The organism is Erwinia sp. AC075 (assembly GCF_979253995.1).
In genome coordinates this window covers 4,432,017-4,451,226 of sequence record NZ_CEEDEU010000001.1, presented here as the reverse complement: position 1 = coordinate 4,451,226, position 19,210 = coordinate 4,432,017, and the positions used below count along the sequence as shown (strand labels likewise).

Here is a 19,210-nt window from a genome sequence, read left to right as displayed (position 1 = left end):
TTGAAAATGCATATTCATACGGTTAAATTGAATTTTAATTCAATAATTGTCACCTGGAGTGCTTTATGAGTCATTTATATAAACGCCATTTTCTCAGGCTGCTGGATTTTACCCCCGCTGAACTGACCGGATTACTGGCGCTGGCGTCCACGCTGAAAACCGATAAGAAAAATGGCGAGGAAATTCAGCACCTGAAAGGCAAAAATATTGCGCTCATCTTCGAAAAAGACTCGACCCGTACACGATGCTCTTTCGAAGTTGCCGCTTACGATCAGGGCGCAAACGTCACCTACCTCGGCCCGAGTGGCAGCCAGATCGGCCATAAAGAATCGATGAAAGACACGGCGCGCGTGCTGGGCCGGATGTATGACGGTATTCAGTATCGCGGTCACGGCCAGGCGCTGGTTGAGTCGCTGGCGGAGCATGCCGGCGTGCCGGTGTGGAACGGCCTGACCAACGAGTTCCACCCGACCCAGCTGCTGGCAGACCTGCTGACCATGGAAGAGCACCTGCCGGAGAAAGCCTTCAGCCAGATGGCCCTCGCCTACGTCGGCGACGCGCATAACAATATGGGCAATACCCTGATGGAAGCCGCCGCGCTGGTCGGGCTGGATTTGCGTCTGGTGGCACCCAAAGGCTGCTGGCCGGATGAGGCGCTGGTCGCCGAGTGCCGTAAGGCCGCAGAGAAAACCGGCGGCAAAATCACCCTGACCGAAGATATTGCGGAAGGCGTGAACGGCGCAGATTTCATCTACACTGATGTCTGGGTGTCGATGGGCGAACCGAAAGAAGTGTGGCAGGAACGTATCGCGCTGCTGCGCAAATACCAGGTCAACAATGAGATGCTGGCGCTGACCGGCAACCCAAAAGTGAAGTTCCTGCACTGCCTGCCGGCTTTCCACGACGACCAGACCACGCTGGGCCAGCAGATGGCCGAGCAATACAATCTGCAGGGCGGCATGGAAGTGACCAACGACGTGTTTGAATCCGCGCACAGCGTGGTGTTCGATCAGGCGGAAAACCGTCTGCACACCATTAAGGCGGTGATGGTCGCGACGCTGGCAAAACTGCATTAAGTTGCCAGGGGCAAACGGTTTCGGCGCTGCGGTTTTTGCTTGCCGCAGCGTGCCGATTGCGTATAATGCCCCCCGTTTGCCGGGAGGAAGCATGAAACTGAGTCGCGTTAACATTGCTGGACTGACAAGCCTGAACCCAGGCTGGCAGCGCCGTTTTTCCTTCCATGGCACCACCGATCATAAAAAGAAGCCCCTCATTGAGGGGCTTTTTTTTGCCCGTTTTTCAGCTAACCGGCACGCGTAAAGGAGAGAGATAATGGCAAACCCGTTGTTTCACAAGCATATCATTTCAATTAACGACCTCAATCGTGAAGAGCTGGAGCTGGTGCTGCACACCGCCGCCAGCCTGAAGGCCACGCCGCAGCCGGAACTGCTGAAGCATATCGTGGTAGCGAGCTGCTTCTTTGAAGCCTCCACCCGTACGCGCCTCTCCTTCGAGACCGCCATGCACCGCCTGGGCGCATCGGTGGTCGGCTTCGCCGATGGCAGCAACACCTCACTGGGCAAGAAAGGCGAAACCCTCGCCGACACCATCTCGGTAATAGGTACCTACGTCGATGCGATTGTGATGCGCCATCCGCAGGAAGGTGCCGCGCGCCTGGCAACGGAATTCTCCAACGGGGTGCCGATCCTGAATGCCGGTGACGGCGCGAATCAGCACCCGACGCAGACCCTGCTGGACCTGTTCACCATTCAGGAAACCCAGGGCCGTCTGAACAACCTTAAGGTGGCAATGGTCGGCGACCTGAAATATGGCCGTACCGTGCACTCACTGGCACAGGCGCTGGCGAAGTTCGACGGCAACCGTTTCTACTTTATCGCCCCGGATGCGCTGGCGATGCCGGCTTACATCACCGATGTGCTGGACGAAAAAGGCATTGTCTGGAGCCGCCACGACAGCATTGAAGAAGTGGTGCCGCAGGTCGACATTCTGTATATGACCCGCGTGCAGAAAGAGCGCCTGGACCCGTCCGAATACGCCAACGTCAAAGCGCAGTTTGTACTGCGTGCGGCTGACCTCGCCGGTGCCCGCGACAATATGAAAGTGCTGCACCCGCTGCCGCGCATCGACGAGATCACCACCGATGTCGACAAAACGCCGTATGCCTGGTACTTCCAGCAGGCGGGAAATGGCATCTATGCACGCCAGGCGCTTCTGGCGCTGGTGCTGAGTAGCGAACTGGCTCTGTAAGGGGAATTGAGATGACGCACGATAATAAACTGCAGGTCGAAGCGATAAAACGCGGCACGGTAATCGACCACATTCCGGCACAGATTGGCTTTAAGCTGCTGTCGCTGTTCCGCCTGACCGAAACCGATCAGCGCATTACCATCGGTCTGAACCTGCCGTCTGGCGAGATGGGCCGCAAAGATTTGATCAAGATTGAGAACACCTTCCTGACCGACGATCAGATCAACCAGCTGGCGGTCTATGCCCCGCACGCTACGGTTAACCGCATCGATAATTATGAAGTGGTCGGCAAAATTGCCCCGGCGCTGCCGGATCGTATCGAGCACGTGCTGACCTGCCCGAATAGCAACTGTATCAGCCGCAGCGAGCCGGTCACCTCCAGCTTCGCGGTGAAAAAACGTCAGGATGACGTGCGCTTAACCTGCAAATATTGCGAGAAGTCGTTCGCCCACCACGTGGTGCTGGCAAACTGGTAATCAGCATCCAGCGGCCTATAATGGGCCGCGGGTGAACGCCAAACCCGGCCGGAGCGACCGCCGTTGCTCCGCTAACGCAGCATCTCATTATCAGGGAGAAAGTATGTCTCGCGAAATCAGCACTGAAAACGCACCCGCCGCTATCGGTCCTTACGTGCAGGGCGTCGATCTGGGTAGCATGATCATCACTTCTGGCCAGATCCCGGTCGATCCTAAAACCGGCACCGTGGCCGACGACGTGACCGCTCAGGCACGCCAGTCGCTGGAAAACGTGAAGGCGATCGTCGAAGCCGCCGGTCTGAAAGTCGGTGACATCGTTAAAACCACGGTGTTCGTTAAGGATCTGAATGACTTCGCGACGGTGAATGCCGCTTATGAAGCGTTTTTCACCGAGCATCAGGCCAGCTTCCCGGCGCGTTCTTGCGTGGAAGTGGCCCGTCTGCCAAAAGATGTGAAAATCGAAATCGAAGCGATCGCCGTTCGTCGCTAACCGGTTCACCCTCTCCCCGCCGCGGGAGAGGGTTTTCGTCCTACCGTTCCGCCCGCAATAACCGCTCAATCGGATAGACCAGCGCCAGCACCACTTCATCCTGGGTGGCCGCCGCTTTATCCAGCGTCGCCTGCATTTTTGCCACTTCATCCGACCCGAACGCCCGGTTATCCTCAATGGCATCCAGCAATGACAGGCCGATGCGGCTTATCGCTTCCAGCTGCTGCGCCACCGGCTGAAGCGGCTGTAGCGCATAATTTTGCGCCAGCAGCGGCATCACCTCCGGCACGTTTTGCTGCCACAGGCGCAGCTGATGACGTATAGCCTGCAGCGCCTGGCGGTCGCTCCTGTTGGCAATCAATGCCCCGACCTGCTGATTCAGCTCGCGCACCTTATCGCTCTCTGCGGGTAACACATCGGCAAGCCGGTTTAGCGGTTCGTTCAGGTCATAATGCCCGGCCTGGAATTTCAGGTGCTGACGGGTGTAATACTGGGCCGGCTCCAGCGCTTCCGCGAAGATTTGCAGCGGCACGGTATTACTGCTGTTCGCCAGCCGGATCATCTGGGTCTGCGTCTGGGCATGCTGTTGCAAGCCCACCGAGACGGCTGACCAGCTATCCACCGCCGCCAGCCGCCGATACATGTTCTGCTCATTGGTCACATCCTTCGCCGACCACAGACGCTCCGCGACGACATAGGCGCGCGGCCACAGGCGAACATCAATCACCTGCGGATTAACGATTTCTGCCCACAGCGCCGCTTCGCCGCCCAGCAGGTTATCTTTCATCTGCTGCTCACTGGGTACCGCAGGCTGGATGCCGGTCGGCACCGCATTCAGCTTAGTGCCCTGAGCAGGATAGCGGGCGTTGCCCACCCGCATATAGCCGCTGAGCCTGTCGCCATCCAGTGAGACCACCGGCCGGAAATCACCCATCCAGGTATCCACGCTGAAAGTCACCTGCTGCGGTGACAGCCACTCGACGTCGCGTACCATCCGCCGCGATTTCCCGGCAAAATCGATAAAGCCGCGCCATTCGCCGCCATGCTCAATAAGCGTAAAGCTGCCCTTCACCGCGCTGCCTTTCAGCCTTGGCATGCTGAACTGCCAGCTCTGAGCGGTATCGCCCTGCTGCAGCCGATCGTGCCCGTCCAGACCCACGGGATAGACTTCGTTGCGGTAGTGATAAGAGGCCGGCTGCGCCTGATCCAGATAGAAACCGGCGGAGAGAATGCCGTGATAATCCTGCTTGCTGACCTCGCCCAACGCATCCTGCCCCTGCCAGGATTGGATCAGAATGCTTTTTGGCAGATCCGGATGGGCGATCTCATCCCAGCCCATCATCTGGCGATGATGCTGCTCAAGGATCTTCTCCACCCGCTGGTTGAAATACGCCTGCAGCGCATGCTCATCCTTCAGCCCTTTTTCCCGCATAAAGTCCTGAACAGGTTTGGATTCCTTCCACTGCGTGGCATCCACTTCGTCGCCACCAATATGCAGCCACGGATCGGGGAACACCGCCGCCACTTCCCCGACCAGGATGTCGATAAACCGATAAACCTGCTCGTTGCTGGGATCGAGCAGCGGTTTAAACACGCCCCAGCCACGTTCGATCTGATACGGCCCCGGCGCGCTGATCAATTCGGGCATCGCTACTGCCAGCGCCGTCGCATGACCCGGAAGATCGATCTCCGGCACCACGCGTACGCCACGATCCGCTGCGTACTGCACGATCGATCTCATCTGATCCTGGGTGTAGAACAGGCCGTCACTGCCCTTTTCCTGCAGCTGTGGATAATGACTGGAGGCGAATCGCCAGCCCTGATCGTCGGTCAGGTGCCAGTGGAAGACGTTCATTCTGGCCGAGGCAATGCCATCAATCTGGCGGCGGAGTGTGTCGAGCGGCATAAAATGACGGGCGGAATCGATCAGGATGCCACGCCAGGGAAAGCGCGGGCTGTCGTGGATAGTGACATACGGGATCTCGCTGGCCTGCCGGGTGTTCTGCACCAGCTGCAGCACGGTTTCCATGCCACGCATCGCGCCAAAACGCGTGGCGGCATTCAGCACCACGCCATCACCGCTGACCTGCAGGCTGTAGCTTTCATCGCTGTCCGGCTGCGGGATCGGATCGACGCGTTTGGCGATGATAATGCGGATGGTCGGCTGCGCCACCTCGCCGATTTGCGGCATCATCTGCCAGCCAGTTTGCAGGCCAATACGCTGACGCCAGCGATCTACCGATCCCGGCAGATCGTCGCCCTCAATGCGGATGGAAAGCCGGTTATCCAGCCGCAAACTGCCGCCGCTGGCGGGCTGCTCAACCTGTTGTGGCCAGGGCATCAACGGCAGGTTGCCAGCGGGGGTTGCCTGAGCATAGAGTGAGACAAACATGGCGCTGGCAAGTAACGACAAACGCAAAAACTGAGGCATCAAAAGGTCTCCATAAGTATGACGGGCCAAAAAAGGCAAAAAACCCATAAAACATATTTCGCAATGCGCAGCAAGTGAGTTGTGACTAATCCCCCAGGCACTGTCTTGTTTTGTGACGCCTTGCCAGATAATGGCTAATCTTAGGGAATAAGAACGGATTACAGCAATCAACACAGCCAGACCCTTTCACCTGAGAATCAGGATTGAGCGATGACCAAAATTCCCCCGTGGTGGCAAAACGGCGTTATTTATCAAATTTATCCCAAGAGTTTTCAGGACACGACCGGCAGCGGAACGGGCGATCTGGCAGGCGTGATCCAGCGGCTCGACTATTTAAAACAGCTCGGCGTGGATGCAATCTGGCTGACGCCGTTCTATATCTCCCCGCAGGTCGACAACGGCTATGACGTGGCGAACTATATCGCCATCGATCCGATCTTTGGCACCCTGAACGACTTCGACAGGCTGGTCGAAGAGACACATCGCCGCGGCATGCGCATTATTCTGGATATGGTGTTTAACCACAGTTCGACCCAGCATCACTGGTTCCATGAGGCGCTGGATCGCGAGAGTCCCTATCGTTCCTATTATATCTGGCGTGACGGCACGCCAACTCAGCCGCCGAACAACTGGCTGTCGAAGTTTGGTGGCAACGCCTGGCGCTGGCATCCGGAAAGCGCCCAGTACTATATGCACCTGTGGGCACCGGAGCAGGCCGAGCTTAACTGGGAGAATGACAATCTGCGCGCCGAGCTAAAGCAGATCGTCAACTTCTGGGCCGATCGCGGCATCGACGGGCTGCGGCTGGATGTGGTGAACCTGGTGTCCAAGCATCAGGATTTCCCGGACGATCCCGGTGGCGACGGGCTGCGGCTGTATACCGATGGTCCGCGCATCCATGAGTTTATGCAGGAAATGAGCCGCGACGTATTCCGCCCGCGTGAGCTGATGACCGTGGGCGAGATGTCTTCCGCCACCCTTGAGCACTGCCAGCGCTATGGCGCACTGGATGGCGAAGAGCTGTCGATGGTATTCAGCTTCGATCATGTTGAGGTGGATTTTTACAACGGCCAGAAATGGACGCTGACGCCGCTGGATCTGGTGGCGCAAAAGGCGATCTTCAGCCACTGGCAGCATGGCATGCACAATCAGGCGTGGAACGCGCTGTTCTGGTGTAACCACGATCAGCCGCGGGTGGTGTCGCGCTGGGGAGATGAAGATCGCTACCGCGTGCAGTCGGCCAAAATGCTGGCGCTGGTGCTGCACGGGATGCAGGGCACGCCGTATATCTTCCAGGGTGAAGAGCTGGGGATGACCAATCCGCACTTCACCCGCATCATCGATTACCGCGATATCGAAAGCCACAATATGTACGCCGAGCTGCGCTCTCAGGGTCGTGACAGCGATAACCTGCTGGCGATTCTGGCCAGTAAATCCCGCGATAACGGCCGCACGCCAATCCCCTGGAACGCGGGCGAGAATGGCGGCTTCACCAGCGGCACGCCGTGGATCGGTATGTGCGACAATCTGGAAACGATCAACGCCGAGGCGGCACTGGCCGACAAGGGATCGGTGTTTTACACCTATCAGCGGTTGATCCAGCTGCGCAAAGAGTTCGCGATCCTCACCTGGGGCGATTACCTCGATCTGCTGCCGGATCATCCTTATCTGTGGTGTTACTGCCGACGCATGGACAACGAGACGCTGGTAGTGGCAACCAACTTCAGTGCCGAAACCCAGGTCTGGCACCCACCGGCCTACAGCGGTCAGTGGGACGTGCTGATCAGCAACTATCCCGATACCCACGTCACGCCCGGTGAAGTGATGCTGCGCCCGTGGGAAGCGGTCTGGTGGTATCAGAAGCGCTGATTGCGCCTGGCGGCAATCGACCGCAGAGAGGAGATGTCAGAGCGGCGCAAACAGCGTCGCCAGATCGTCACTGGTGAAGCTGGCGGGTTCGCTCAGTTCATCCTCAAGGATGCTGTCGGCCAGTTCGGCTTTCTGCCCCTGCAGCGCGACGATCTTCTCTTCAATGCTGCCCGCGGCAATCAGTTTATAGACGAACACCGGCTTGTCCTGACCGAGGCGATACGCGCGGTCGGTGGCCTGATTCTCTGCCGCCGGATTCCACCAGGGATCGTAATGGATCACCGTGTCCGCCGCGGTGAGATTGAGCCCCACGCCACCGGCCTTCAGGCTGATCAAAAATACCGGGACCTCACCTTCCTGGAAGCGCCTCACCGGCTCAATGCGATCCCGCGTGCTGCCGGTCAGCGTCACAAACGGAATGCGGGCTTTTTGCAGCTCTTCCGCGATCAATGACAGCATGGTGGTGAACTGCGAGAAGATCAGGATCCGGCGATCCTCCGCCAGCAGATCGTCCAGCATCTCCCGCAGCAGCGCCAGCTTGGCGGAATGCTTCACCTTCGCGGCCTTATCGGTTTTGACCAGCCGCGGATCGCAGCATATCTGTCGCAGCTTGAGTAACGCATCCAGCACCAGCAGATGACTGCGCCCGGCGCCTTGTTGCTCAACTGCCAGCCGCACACGATCCTGCATCGCACTGCGCACGGATTCGTACAGCTCGCGTTGGCTGCCTTCCATCTCGACCGAACGCACGATGGTGTTCTTCGGCGGCAGCTCTTTTGCCACTTCCTGCTTGCGTCGGCGCAGCATAAACGGCCTGACGCGTCGCGCTAACAGCTCTCTGCGCACCCGGTCACCGTTGCGCTCAATCGGCACGCGCCAGTCCTGCGTAAACTGTTTTTCGCTGCCGAGGAAGCCCGGCAGCAGGAAATCGAACTGTGACCACAGCTCGCCGAGGTGGTTTTCCAGCGGCGTACCGGTCAGGCACAAGCGGTGGCGGGATTTCAGCGAGCGGATCACCGACGCCGCGCGTGAGGCACTGTTCTTGACGTACTGCGCTTCATCGAGGATCAACAGATGATAGCTGTGGCCAATCAGCTGCGGCTGGTCACGCCATAACAGGGAATAGGTGGTGAGCACCACATCGTACTTTTCGATGTCATCATAAAAGGCTTTGCGATCCGGCCCGGTCAGCGCCAGCACCTTCAGCTCTGGCGTAAAGCGGCTGGCTTCCTGCGTCCAGTTATAGACCAGCGTGGTCGGCACCACGATCAGCGCCGGACGGTCCAGCCTGCCCGCCTCTTTTTCCAGCTGAAGATGTGCCAGCGTCTGCACGGTCTTGCCCAGTCCCATATCATCCGCCAGCACGCCGGAGAGGTCATGGGCGCGCAGGAACTGCATCCAGTTCAGCCCTTGCTGCTGATAGTCACGCAGCTGGGCATGCAGCCCTTTTGGTGGCTCAACCGGCAGGATGCCTTCGCTGGATCGCAGGCGTTCCGCCAGCTGACAGACACCGCTGTCGCCGTGAAACTGCCAGCGACCGGTGTCATTCAGCGCGGTTAAGCGGCCTGCCTCGTAAGGCGCAATCCGCAGCGGCGTATGGGCCCCTAACGCAAACAGATCGATAAGATTGCCGACCAGCGGCTTCATGATGCTGGCGCTGATATGCAGACGTTCGTTGCGATCGCTTCGGAGTTCGATCACTTCCTCGTCGGGGATTTGATTGAGGTTGCCGGAGAACCAGCGGCGATCTTTCTGGAACAGCGCCGACAGTAACGGCTGCATCCGCACCTGGCGTTTGCCGACGTTGACTTCCAGCTCAAGGTTGAACCAGCCGTCCTGTCCCTGCACCGCTTTACCTTCGATGCCGGCAATGTCGGTGACGTTCCAGGTGAAGTCATCGTCCATGCTGACCTTCCAGCCGCGCTTGCGCAGTTTCGGCAGCTGTTTGCGGATAAACGTCCGCCACGCAGCCGGGGTTTCCGGGGCAAAGATCACCGGTGGCAATGGCGTGGATTCAGGCGTGTAGATGTGCCCGGCCGGGATGGTTTCCAGCCCGGCGGCATTCAGCTCCTGCAACCAGCTCTCCTCCAGCGCCGGCTGACGCTGAATCAAAAAAGGCGCGCCCTGACGGTCTTCAAAGCGTTCACCGCTGCTGCCCGCCGGGACGGCGATGCCCGAGTAGTCAAAATGCACCGCAGCGAAGTCCAGCTTCTTCTGCCGGTGGCCATAGCGACCAAAGCCACTGACAAATTTTGCGCGTGATTCAAGCCGCAGCGTTGGCACTGGCGTGGTGGAGATTCGGTGTAATGTGGGTTCTTCTGACGCTTTTTCAGGCTGCTGTTGCAGATAAGCCAGCATCACCGCCGCAACATGGCGGCAGTTGTTTTTTACCGGACAGGTACATTCGCCATTGGCCAGCAGCTTGCCCTGCGGCGTGCTGAAATGCACCATCACCTGGAAGGGTTCGATTTTTCTGCCCGGCACTTCGCCGGTCAGCAGGTTGTTTTGCCACTGAATATTCTGCGCTTTTTCCACCAGGCTTCTTCCCCTGGCAACGGTGCGCGCACCGATCCATCGGCTAACCTGTTTTTCATTGTACGTCACAGAAGGCATCAGACAGTATCCCGGGATGACCTGAGCAAAAACATGTTTGCTCCGCATAACAGGCAATAATATGAATTCCTCTGCTATGAATGCAACTGAAGCGCGTCATTCAGGCGCCAAAAAATACTTTCAGCTGCGATGTTGCCCGTTCTCCGGCCAAAGTTTCAGCGCCGTGCGCGTTGACAACCCGCACGCCACCACCCAGGCACAATGCGGGTGGTGGCGTGCTGAGGTAAAAAGACTGAAGTCGATTAACGCACTTACACGGCGGGCTGTGAAGCGGCGGCGGCTTCCACACTTTGCTGCCTGGCCTGTAGCTCCTCACGGGCTTTCAGGTTGTCCCACGCGCGGAAGAACGGGTAATAGACCACCAGCGAGATCCCCAGATTCACCACCTGCAGAATGGTTCCGGAAATGTGCCCGCCGGTTGCCAGATAGCCGCTAACGAAGATCGGCGTGGTGAACGGCAGCGCAATCCCGGCGGGCGGTGCCACCAGCCCGGTAGACATTGAGAAATAGGAAACCAGCACCAGCAGCACCGGCGTCAGGATAAACGGCAGGAAGAAGTACGGGTTCATCACCAGCGGAATGCCAAACACCATCGGTTCGCTGATATTAAACAGCGCGCCCGGTGCGGCGATTTTACCCAGTTGGCGCATCTGTGCGCTGCGGCTGCTGACAACCATAAAGATCACCAGTCCCAGCAATGCCCCGGTCCCGCCCGGCGCGATCCACAGGTCGTAAAACTGCTGGGTAATAATGTGTGGTATCGGCAGGTTATGTTGAAACGCGTTCAGGTTTTCGGTCATATTAGACAGCCACACCGGCTGAATAAACACCAGCACGATGGCATCGCCATGCAGCCCCAACGTCCACAACACGCCAATCAGGATCACCGAGAAAATCATCCCCGGCAGCGTGCCGCCGACATGATGCATCGGAATGCCGATGATGGTGGCGATCATGTTATTTACGTCACCAAAGGAGGAGGCTTCCACCGCCAGCCTGATCGCCAGCACCACCGCCAGTACGCAGAAGCCGGGAACCAGCGCCAGGAACGATTTGGCCACCGCTGGCGGCACCCCTTCCGGCATGCGGATCACCAGATTTCGCCCGCTGACAAAGCGGTAAATTTCGGTGGAGAGTAACGAGATAATGATCGCCACAAACAGCCCCTGACTGCCCACCAGGTTAACCGGGATCACGCCATCAATCACTTTCTGCGCCGCGCCTTCTACTGGCGCAAACAAGGTGTGCTGCGGGATGGTCATCATAAAGGCCACCAGCGACATCGCACCGCTGGTGAGGGGATCGATGGTGCGGTATTTTTCCGCCAGCCGGTAAGCGATGCCGAAGCTGGAGAGGATCGCCATGATGTCGTAAGTGGCTTTCACCGGATACAACAGCTTGTCCCGCCAGCTATCGCCAAACAGGTCAGCCATCAGATGTCCCCAGGCGGGGATCGGCAGATAGGCAAAAATCAGGAAGAAAGAGCCAATCAGCATAAACGGCATATTCAAAATGATGCCGTCACGCACCGACAGCACATGCTTTTGCCCGGCGACTTTCAGCGCTACGGGCAGGACATAACGCTCAATGAATGTTTTTTTCACAGTCACAGACACCCCCATCACCGGTTCGTCGCCGGTGTTTTTCACATCAGTTAAATTGCGTCAGATACGGTTTGTTTAGCGTCAGCACGTCGTCCAGCAACGCTTCAGCACTGGCGAGATTTCCAATCAGTGGATTGGTCACCAGCGCCAGCAGCGCGCTCTGACGATCGCCTTTGACCGCGGCTTCGATGGTCAGCCTTTCAAAGTCTTTGACCTGTTGCGTCAGGCCATTCATGGCCGGCGGCAGGCGGCCAAACGCCAGCGGATGCGCGCCCTGGGCGTCAATCAGGCAGTTGGTTTCAACCACCGCATCATCAGCCAGTCCCTGAATCGCCCCGTTATTGCGGCAGTTCACCACCAGCTCTTTGCCGGCGTTGGTATAGATTGCGCTGATAAGTTCCACGGCCACTTCCGAATAGTGCGCGCCGCCACGGAAGCTAAGCTGCTCGGGCTTGGTGTCCAGCTGCGGATCGGCATACAGCGCAAAGAGCTCGGCTTCGACTTTCATCACCTGTTCGGCTCGGGTACCGCGGGATTTGGCTGCCTCAACTTCTTCTTCGATCATCGCGGCGGTTTGATAAAAGTAGCGATGGTAAGGACAGGGAATTGCGCCCAGCGCTTTCAGGAACGCCGGCGGCCACGGTAAATCCTTGATGTTGTTCATCGACAGGGCGTTGCCATCACACAGCAGGTCGATCGCCTTCGCCGTCAGGTCTTCACCCAACCGGCTGACCTTGTGCACCCAGACCATATGATTCAGCCCGGCAAAGCGCAGCGACAGCTCCTGATAAGGCACCGCAAGCATATCGGCAATCATGTGGTGCATGGTGATAGGCACGTTGCACAGGCCGATGATTTTTGCCCGGCTGTAGCGAGACACGGCTTCGGTAACAATCCCCGCCGGGTTGGTGAAGTTGATGATAAAGGCGTCCGGCGCCAGCTCTTCCACCTTGCGCGCCACGTTCAGCATGACCGGAATGGTCCGCAGCGCTTTGGCAAAGCCGCCAACGCCGGTGGTTTCCTGTCCCAGCAAACCATATTTCAGCCCCAACCGCTCATCGGCCGTGCGGGCGGCTAACTGCCCAACCCGCAGCTGCGTCAGCACAAAGCTGGCACCCCGGATGGCGTCATCCAGCTCGAAGTGAACGCTGACGTTGACCTGCTCCAGCCCTTTGTGCCTGAGCATCCGGCGGGCGAGTGCGGCGATCGCTTCCACCTTCTCGCGCCCGGCTTCCACATCAACCAGCGCCAGTTCGGTGATCGGCACCTGTTGATAGCGCTGGATCAGACCTTCCATCAATTCGGGCGTATAGCTGCTGCCACCGCCAACGACTGCGATCTTAAGCATGACTGACCTCCTGCGGTAAACGGCGATAGAGGGTGATGAAATCCGTCGCCAGATCCTGGATCAGCATCGCATTCATCAGGTGATCCTGAGCGTGGACGGTGATTAAGGTCACCGGCACTTTGCCGCAGCCTTCATCCATGCCGATCAGTTCGGTCTGGATGTGGTGGGCTTCGTTGACCGACTCTTTGGCGGCCGCCATCGCGAGATCGGCGGCGATAAAATCCCCGCTTCGGGCATTTTGCAGAGCGCAAAGCGCATGGCTTCGGGCGCTTCCAGCCCTGACCAGCAACTCCATGATCAGATTTTCCAGTGACATAAAAATTCCTCTTTGACGAAAAAAAAGTGCAGTAAGCCGCACGCTGCAAAGGCAGCGCGTAACAGCGATAAATAAAAAGGGAAGTGAGGGATTAGGCTCCCATCAGCGCCAGAGCTTTATCCAGTACGTTGTCACCGCGCATCATGCCGTAATCCAGCATATCGATAACGGCGACCTGCTTGCCCTGTGGAGCAGCCAGCGCCTGAAGTCGTGCGGCTTCATACTGAACCTGCGGGCCGAGCAGAACGATATCCGCGCCAGCCAGTTCCTGTTCGAAACTGGCCACCGGGACGGCTTCGATCTCAATCTGCAGCGCGCGCTTTTGCGCTTCGGCTTTCATCTTAGTGACCAGCATGCTGGTGGACATTCCAGCGGCACAACACAATACGATTCGCATCAGCTTTCCTCCTGTGATGGCGTGGAAGAATATAAGCCTGAAGCCGATCGTTCTGTAAATACCCCCGGGACATAGGATTTGCTGATGTTTTTTGAAAGCCGTTAATAATCATCAGGATAGAATAAATGCCTTATGAAAATAATTTTCATGAATGTGATCTGGATAGATTTTCACAGATCGCGATCGGAGTGGATATATTTAATAATCGATAAAAATCATCACCTTAATTGAAAAGCTCTCCCTTTCACGCTAAAAACCCCCTTGTGAAAAAGTTTTTCATTGGCATATGATGGTAAAACAGTTCTCTGGTGATAAACGTCAAAGGCATAACGGTTCTGGATATTCTCTGGCAGTTGCAAACAGCACAGGCTCGCTTTCCCGCCCCACAGTCGCGGGTCGCGCGCTTTGTGCTGGATAACTTAACGTTTACTTCTCAGGCCAGTATTGAACAGCTGGCCACGAAGGCAGGGGTCAGTGCTGAGACGCTGACGGCTTTCGCACGCTCGGTAGGATGCAAAGATTTGAATGATTTTATGGCGCAGTTGCGGGCCCTGAACAGCAAACAGGTCGACGAGAATAGCGTTGCGCCTGCCGTCACCGGGGATATCGATTTTTCGACCACCACCGCGCTGGAGAAGCTCGCCGCTAAGGCCGGCATCGGCCCGGATATGCTCAAGCGGTTTGCGCGCTCGATTGGCCGGGAAGACTTCAGCGATATTCTGTTCCAGATCCGCCGCCGCCTGAACGAGCTGAGCCAGCAGGAAGCGAAGGTTGCCCGTGCGGTGCTGGAAGATGTCGACTTCGCCTCGTCCGCATCGATTGAACAGCTTGCGACCCGCTCCGGCGTCAGCCCGGCGACGATCACGCGCTTTGCCAAATCGGTGGGCTGTGAAGATATCCGTGAGTTGAGGATGAAGCTGGCTCAGGCCAGCACCAGCCATTCACGCTATCTGCCGGCCAGAGAGGCCACGAATCTGCCTGCCGCATGGCAGCAGACGCTTGCAGGCGTTGAGCAGGCGCTGCAAACGCAGCTGCAGACCAGCGATACCCACGCCTTCAGCCAGGCCGCTGCCTGTCTTAAAAAAGCCCGCAGCGTGACGCTGTTTGCGATGGGCAATCAGGATGCGCCGTTTGCCAGTGAGCTACAGCATCGTCTGCTGGAAGCGGGCATCATGACCACCCTTTGCCAGGAAAGTAATCTGATGCGGATGACGGCCGCCACGCTAAGCGACGATCACGCGCTGCTGGTGCTGACCACCGATGAAGCCGATATCATGCTGCAAGCGGCGGTGTTACAGGCGCGCGAGCATGGTTTGCCGATCGTCACCCTTGCCCCAGCCTCCAGCCCGCTGGCGGCAATGTCACAGCATCTGATTGCCCTGCCTGCCGGGCAGAAACTGGCGCGTTATTGTGTGTTAATGGCGATTGATTTACTGCTGGCGGAGTGGCAATAAACCGGCTGACATCCCGCTAACGTCTCCCTGCATCAGGCATGGTCCGCGCCCCTTTCCGGGACGCTAACCGTGCGTTCTTAAGACTTTGCTGAACACTTGCGCCAGGTCAACAAACTGGCAGTTAAACTCCAAAAATCACTACATATAGCGTTTATCATGCCTGCTTAAATCCATATATAGATTTTTGCGAGGGATGATACGTGGTGAGGGTGATTAAACGTGATGGCTGCAGTATGCCGTTTGATGCAACGCGCATCGGCGATGCAATCAAAGGCGCGGCGCACGCGGCAGGGATTGAGGATCAGGAATATTGCGCTGAGGTAACGGTGCAGATTTGCCAGCAGCTTCAGCAACAGGAGTGTCTGGATATTCATGATATCCAGCGCGCGGTTGAAAACCAGCTGATGGCCGGGCGCTATCCCGAACTGGCCCGGACCTACATCGAATATCGCCACGATCGCGACATCGCCCGCGAACTGCGGGGCAAACTGAATACCGCCATTCGCGGCCTGGTGGAGCAAAGTAACCCCGCCCTGTTGAACGAAAACGCCAACAAAGACAGTAAGGTAATCCCAACGCAGCGCGACCTGCTGGCAGGGATTGTGGCTAAGCATTATGCCTCGCAGCATATTTTGCCGCGAGATGTGGTGATGGCGCATGAACGTGGCGAACTCCATTACCATGACCTGGATTACTCGCCGTTCTTTCCGATGTTCAACTGTATGCTGATCGACCTGAAAGGGATGCTGACGCACGGCTTTAAGATGGGCAATGCCGAGATTGAACCCCCAAAATCCATTTCCACCGCGACAGCCGTTACGGCGCAAATCATCGCGCAGGTTGCCAGCCATATTTACGGCGGCACCACCATCAACCGCATTGATGAAGTGCTGGCCCCGTTTGTCGAGGCCAGCCAGGCTAAGCACCTGAAAACCGCACAACAGTGGCAGATCGCCGATGCCGAAGCCTATGCCCGCGACCGTACCGAAAAAGAGTGTTATGACGCTTTTCAGTCGCTTGAGTACGAAGTGAATACCCTGCATACCGCTAACGGTCAGACGCCTTTTGTCACCTTTGGTTTTGGCCTTGGTACCTGTTGGTCGGCGCGATTGGTGCAGCAATCCATTTTGCGCAACCGCATTGCCGGTTTGGGTAAAAACCGTAAAACTGCGGTGTTCCCAAAACTGGTGTTCGCCATCAAAGAAGGCCTTAACCGCCGCGCCGGTGACGTCAATTACGATATCAAACAGCTGGCCCTTGAATGCGCCAGTAAGCGCATGTACCCGGATATTCTCAACTATGAGCAGGTGGTCAGCGTCACCGGTTCCTTCAAAACCCCCATGGGCTGCCGCAGCTTCCTCGGAACCTGGGAAGAGAACGGTGAACTGGTGCATGAAGGCCGCAATAATATCGGCGTCATCAGCCTGAATCTGCCGCGCATCGCGCTTGAAGCCAAAGGCAACGAACAGCACTTCTGGACGCTGCTCGACCAGCGTCTGGCGCTGGCGAAAAAAGCGCTGATGACCCGTATCGCCAGGCTGGCGAACGTCAAAGCGCGGGTCGCACCGATTCTGTATATGGAAGGCGCCTGTGGCGTCAGGTTGAATGCCGACGATGACGTGGCGGAGATATTCAAACATGGCCGCGCCTCCATTTCGCTGGGTTATATCGGGCTGCACGAAACCATTAACGCATTGAGCGGCGGCGCAACGCATCTCTACGACGATCAACAGCTGCGGGACAAAGCGGTGGCAATTGTCAGCCATTTGCGTCAGGCCACCGATCGCTGGAAAGCCGAAACCGGTTACGGCTTCAGTCTGTACAGCACGCCGAGTGAGAACCTGTGCGATCGCTTCTGCCGTCTGGATGCAGCGGAGTTTGGCGTGGTGCCTGGCGTCACCGACAAAGGTTATTACACCAACAGCTTCCACCTCGACGTGGAGAAAAAGGTGAACCCCTACGACAAGATTGATTTCGAAGCGGCCTACCCGCCGGTCGCCAATGGCGGCTTCATCTGTTACGGCGAATATCCCAATATTCAGCACAACCTGAAAGCGCTGGAAGACGTCTGGGATTACAGCTACAGCCGTGTACCCTATTACGGCACCAACACGCCAATTGATGAATGCTATGTGTGCGGCTTTACCGGCGAATTCGCCTGTACCAGCAAGGGGTTTACCTGCCCGAAATGCGGCAATCACGATGCGGCCAGAGTGTCGGTTACCCGTCGCGTTTGCGGTTATCTTGGCAGCCCGGATGCCCGTCCGTTTAACGCCGGAAAACAGGAAGAGGTGAAGCGACGCGTTAAGCACTTGAATGGCCCGCTGGGGTGAATATCCATCAGTATTACCCGGTCGACATCATTAACGGGCCGGGCACGCGTTGCACGCTGTTTGTTGCCGGGTGTGAGCATCAGTGCAAGGGTTGCTATAACAAAAGTACCTGGCGGCTCACTTCCGGCCATCCTTTCACCGTGCAGCAGGAAGAGCAGCTGATTGCTGACCTGAACGATACGCGCATTCCCCGCCAGGGGTTATCCCTGTCGGGAGGCGATCCCTTGCATCCGGCTAACGTCGCGGATGTGCTGAGGCTGGTGAAGCGCGTGCGTCGTGATTGCCCGGGCAAGGATATCTGGCTGTGGACCGGTTACCTGCTGGCTGAGCTGACCGCCAGGCAAAAGCAGGTCGTTGAGCAGATTGATGTGTTAATCGATGGGAAGTTTATCGCGGCTTTAAAAGACCCGGCACTGCTGTGGCGTGGCAGCAATAATCAGGTCATTCACTACCTGCGGAAAGCCGATGGCTAAGCCCGTTATTCTGGCGGGCTGACATCGAACGCTCTTATCGTGCTAAAGCAGTAACAGACTCACCCCGCCAACCAGCATTCCGCTTAATGCCACCAGCGCGCCGGTAAGCCACAACGAACGGGCCGGCAGCGCGCCATGCAGCATCAGCAGCGACGGCACGCTCACCGCAGGCAAGGTCATCAACAGCGCCAGCGCCGGTGCCATCCCCATGCCAGCCAGCATCATGGTCTGAACAATCGGGATTTCTGCCGCCGTTGGGATCACAAACAGGCAACCGGCAATCGCCATCGCCACCACCCAGAACAGCGTATTGCTGACCAGGCCATCCGCATGAGGGAACAGCCAGACTCGCGCCGCGCCGAGCAGGAGCACCGCGAGGATATACAGCGGGATGGTATTCCAGAACAGCGTCCACAGCGCGCGAAACCAGCGTCGCAAAAACGGCGTGTTATCGGTTTTAGGCCTCAGCGGAACCACGTTAGACACGGGCGCGTCTGGCGTCATTTTTTGTACCAGCCGCGCAATGCCCAACACCATCAGCAACCCGGCCACCAGCCGGATTGCCGCAAACTGCCAGCCCAGCACAAATCCCATAAATACCAGCGTGGCCGGGTTCAGGATCGGATTACCCAACCAGAACGCCAGCGTTCCCCCTACCGAGGCTGAAGATTTCCGCAGCCCTGCGGCAACCGGCGCGGCACAGCAGGTACACATCATGCCTGGCAGGGAAAGCAGTGTGCCAAACAGCGTGCCGGAAAAACGGGGCTGCCCTAACGTGCGTAATAACCAGTTTCTCGGGATCAGTACCTGTACCAGAGAACCGAGGATCACGCCCAGCACGGCGGCTTTCCATACCGCAAGAAAATAGAGCTGCGCGTAGTCCCAGGCGGCCTGTAAAGGATGCTCGCTGGGGTTGGCCAACAGGGATTTACCGATGCTGTGCGTGTCCGCCGCGAGGAAGGCTTTCAGGTAATACGGCTGCCACTTGACGACCCACAGCCCGATGACCACCACAGCCAAAAACAGCAGCGGTTTCCACCTGGCAAACACAGGAAGGGCAAGGCGTGACGAGGTTATATGGGACATGGCGAAGGCTCCGGATCACTGCGGGCTACGCCCGACAGCGCATAGTACTCAG

Annotated in this window: 15 protein-coding genes; 8 read left to right on the top strand and 7 right to left on the bottom strand. The window is 57.5% G+C overall.

Translation table 11 applies throughout. The features are described from left to right. The first annotated feature begins 65 nt into the window (after nt 1-65). The 4 genes from argF (at nt 66) to ridA (ending at nt 3,234) form a co-directional block, all read left to right on the top strand. Entirely contained in the window at nt 66-1,076 is a 1,011-nt protein-coding gene (gene argF, locus AC0IXH_RS20900) for an ornithine carbamoyltransferase (protein WP_106381990.1), read from the top strand. 256 nt (nt 1,077-1,332) lie between these two features. Beyond that, the gene (gene pyrB / locus AC0IXH_RS20895; protein ID WP_013203989.1) at nt 1,333-2,268 is read left to right on the top strand and encodes an aspartate carbamoyltransferase; all 936 of its coding nucleotides are present in this window, start codon (nt 1,333-1,335) and stop codon (nt 2,266-2,268) included. Nucleotides 2,269-2,279: 11 nt separating this feature from the next. Further along, nucleotides 2,280-2,744: an aspartate carbamoyltransferase regulatory subunit gene (pyrI, locus tag AC0IXH_RS20890; protein WP_013203990.1), complete on the top strand. Its 465-nt coding sequence runs from the start codon at nt 2,280-2,282 to the stop codon at nt 2,742-2,744. Nucleotides 2,745-2,847: 103 nt separating this feature from the next. Beyond that, nucleotides 2,848-3,234, top strand: a complete 387-nt coding sequence (ridA, locus tag AC0IXH_RS20885; RefSeq protein WP_013203991.1) for a 2-iminobutanoate/2-iminopropanoate deaminase — start codon at nt 2,848-2,850, stop codon at nt 3,232-3,234. 40 nt (nt 3,235-3,274) lie between these two features. On the opposite strand, the gene AC0IXH_RS20880 is transcribed toward ridA, so the two are convergent. Then, on the bottom strand, nt 3,275-5,665 hold the full coding sequence (locus tag AC0IXH_RS20880; RefSeq protein ID WP_471720921.1) for a beta-N-acetylhexosaminidase: 2,391 nt from the start codon (nt 5,663-5,665) through the stop codon (nt 3,275-3,277). 210 nt (nt 5,666-5,875) lie between these two features. Between AC0IXH_RS20880 and AC0IXH_RS20875 the strand changes: the two genes are divergently transcribed. Then, nucleotides 5,876-7,534, top strand: coding sequence for an alpha,alpha-phosphotrehalase (locus AC0IXH_RS20875; RefSeq protein ID WP_013203993.1), 1,659 nt, complete (start codon nt 5,876-5,878; stop codon nt 7,532-7,534). A 36-nt stretch (nt 7,535-7,570) separates the two neighbouring features. Here the strand turns inward: AC0IXH_RS20875 and AC0IXH_RS20870 are convergent, their stop codons facing one another. The 5 genes from AC0IXH_RS20870 to AC0IXH_RS20850 form a co-directional block, all read right to left on the bottom strand. Beyond that, complete coding sequence (locus tag AC0IXH_RS20870; RefSeq protein WP_041692434.1) at nt 7,571-10,147, bottom strand: DEAD/DEAH box helicase; 2,577 nt, start codon at nt 10,145-10,147, stop codon at nt 7,571-7,573. A 251-nt stretch (nt 10,148-10,398) separates the two neighbouring features. Next, nucleotides 10,399-11,769: a PTS cellobiose transporter subunit IIC gene (celB, locus tag AC0IXH_RS20865; RefSeq protein WP_041692435.1), complete on the bottom strand. Its 1,371-nt coding sequence runs from the start codon at nt 11,767-11,769 to the stop codon at nt 10,399-10,401. Nucleotides 11,770-11,797: 28 nt separating this feature from the next. Next, the gene (locus tag AC0IXH_RS20860; protein ID WP_471720920.1) at nt 11,798-13,099 is read right to left on the bottom strand and encodes a 6-phospho-beta-glucosidase; all 1,302 of its coding nucleotides are present in this window, start codon (nt 13,097-13,099) and stop codon (nt 11,798-11,800) included. Then, on the bottom strand, nt 13,092-13,415 hold the full coding sequence (locus tag AC0IXH_RS20855; RefSeq protein WP_013203997.1) for a PTS lactose/cellobiose transporter subunit IIA: 324 nt from the start codon (nt 13,413-13,415) through the stop codon (nt 13,092-13,094). The genes AC0IXH_RS20860 and AC0IXH_RS20855 overlap by 8 nt, the downstream gene beginning before the upstream one ends. A gap of 91 nt (nt 13,416-13,506) precedes the next feature. Further along, nucleotides 13,507-13,815, bottom strand: coding sequence for a PTS sugar transporter subunit IIB (locus tag AC0IXH_RS20850; protein WP_071822128.1), 309 nt, complete (start codon nt 13,813-13,815; stop codon nt 13,507-13,509). 305 nt (nt 13,816-14,120) lie between these two features. Here AC0IXH_RS20850 and AC0IXH_RS20845 point away from each other — a divergent pair, with 305 nt between their 5' ends. The 3 genes from AC0IXH_RS20845 to nrdG all read left to right on the top strand — a co-directional run bounded on the left by AC0IXH_RS20845 (nt 14,121) and on the right by nrdG (nt 18,072). Next, nucleotides 14,121-15,266: an SIS domain-containing protein gene (locus AC0IXH_RS20845; protein WP_471720919.1), complete on the top strand. Its 1,146-nt coding sequence runs from the start codon at nt 14,121-14,123 to the stop codon at nt 15,264-15,266. A gap of 200 nt (nt 15,267-15,466) precedes the next feature. Next, nucleotides 15,467-17,599, top strand: a complete 2,133-nt coding sequence (nrdD, locus tag AC0IXH_RS20840; RefSeq protein ID WP_471720918.1) for an anaerobic ribonucleoside-triphosphate reductase — start codon at nt 15,467-15,469, stop codon at nt 17,597-17,599. After that, nucleotides 17,596-18,072: an anaerobic ribonucleoside-triphosphate reductase-activating protein gene (nrdG, locus tag AC0IXH_RS20835; protein WP_134822844.1), complete on the top strand. Its 477-nt coding sequence runs from the start codon at nt 17,596-17,598 to the stop codon at nt 18,070-18,072. The genes nrdD and nrdG overlap by 4 nt, the downstream gene beginning before the upstream one ends. Nucleotides 18,073-18,114: 42 nt before the next feature. Here the strand turns inward: nrdG and AC0IXH_RS20830 are convergent, their stop codons facing one another. Further along, nucleotides 18,115-19,158, bottom strand: a complete 1,044-nt coding sequence (locus AC0IXH_RS20830) for a permease (RefSeq protein ID WP_471720917.1) — start codon at nt 19,156-19,158, stop codon at nt 18,115-18,117. Nucleotides 19,159-19,210: the final 52 nt, after the last annotated feature.

Bases quoted from the DNA above. Each gene is read 5' to 3' on its own strand.
- pyrB (WP_013203989.1), top strand. From the start codon at position 1,333: ATGGCAAACCCGTTGTTTCACAAGCATATCATTTCAATTAACGACCTC.
- AC0IXH_RS20860 (WP_471720920.1), bottom strand. From the start codon at position 13,099: ATGCTTAAGATCGCAGTCGTTGGCGGTGGCAGCAGCTATACGCCCGAA.
- argF (WP_106381990.1), top strand. From the start codon at position 66: ATGAGTCATTTATATAAACGCCATTTTCTCAGGCTGCTGGATTTTACC.
- AC0IXH_RS20875 (WP_013203993.1), top strand. From the start codon at position 5,876: ATGACCAAAATTCCCCCGTGGTGGCAAAACGGCGTTATTTATCAAATT.
- celB (WP_041692435.1), bottom strand. From the start codon at position 11,769: ATGGGGGTGTCTGTGACTGTGAAAAAAACATTCATTGAGCGTTATGTC.
- AC0IXH_RS20855 (WP_013203997.1), bottom strand. From the start codon at position 13,415: ATGTCACTGGAAAATCTGATCATGGAGTTGCTGGTCAGGGCTGGAAGC.
- pyrI (WP_013203990.1), top strand. From the start codon at position 2,280: ATGACGCACGATAATAAACTGCAGGTCGAAGCGATAAAACGCGGCACG.
- AC0IXH_RS20870 (WP_041692434.1), bottom strand. From the start codon at position 10,147: ATGCCTTCTGTGACGTACAATGAAAAACAGGTTAGCCGATGGATCGGT.
- AC0IXH_RS20880 (WP_471720921.1), bottom strand. From the start codon at position 5,665: ATGCCTCAGTTTTTGCGTTTGTCGTTACTTGCCAGCGCCATGTTTGTC.
- ridA (WP_013203991.1), top strand. From the start codon at position 2,848: ATGTCTCGCGAAATCAGCACTGAAAACGCACCCGCCGCTATCGGTCCT.
- AC0IXH_RS20830 (WP_471720917.1), bottom strand. From the start codon at position 19,158: ATGTCCCATATAACCTCGTCACGCCTTGCCCTTCCTGTGTTTGCCAGG.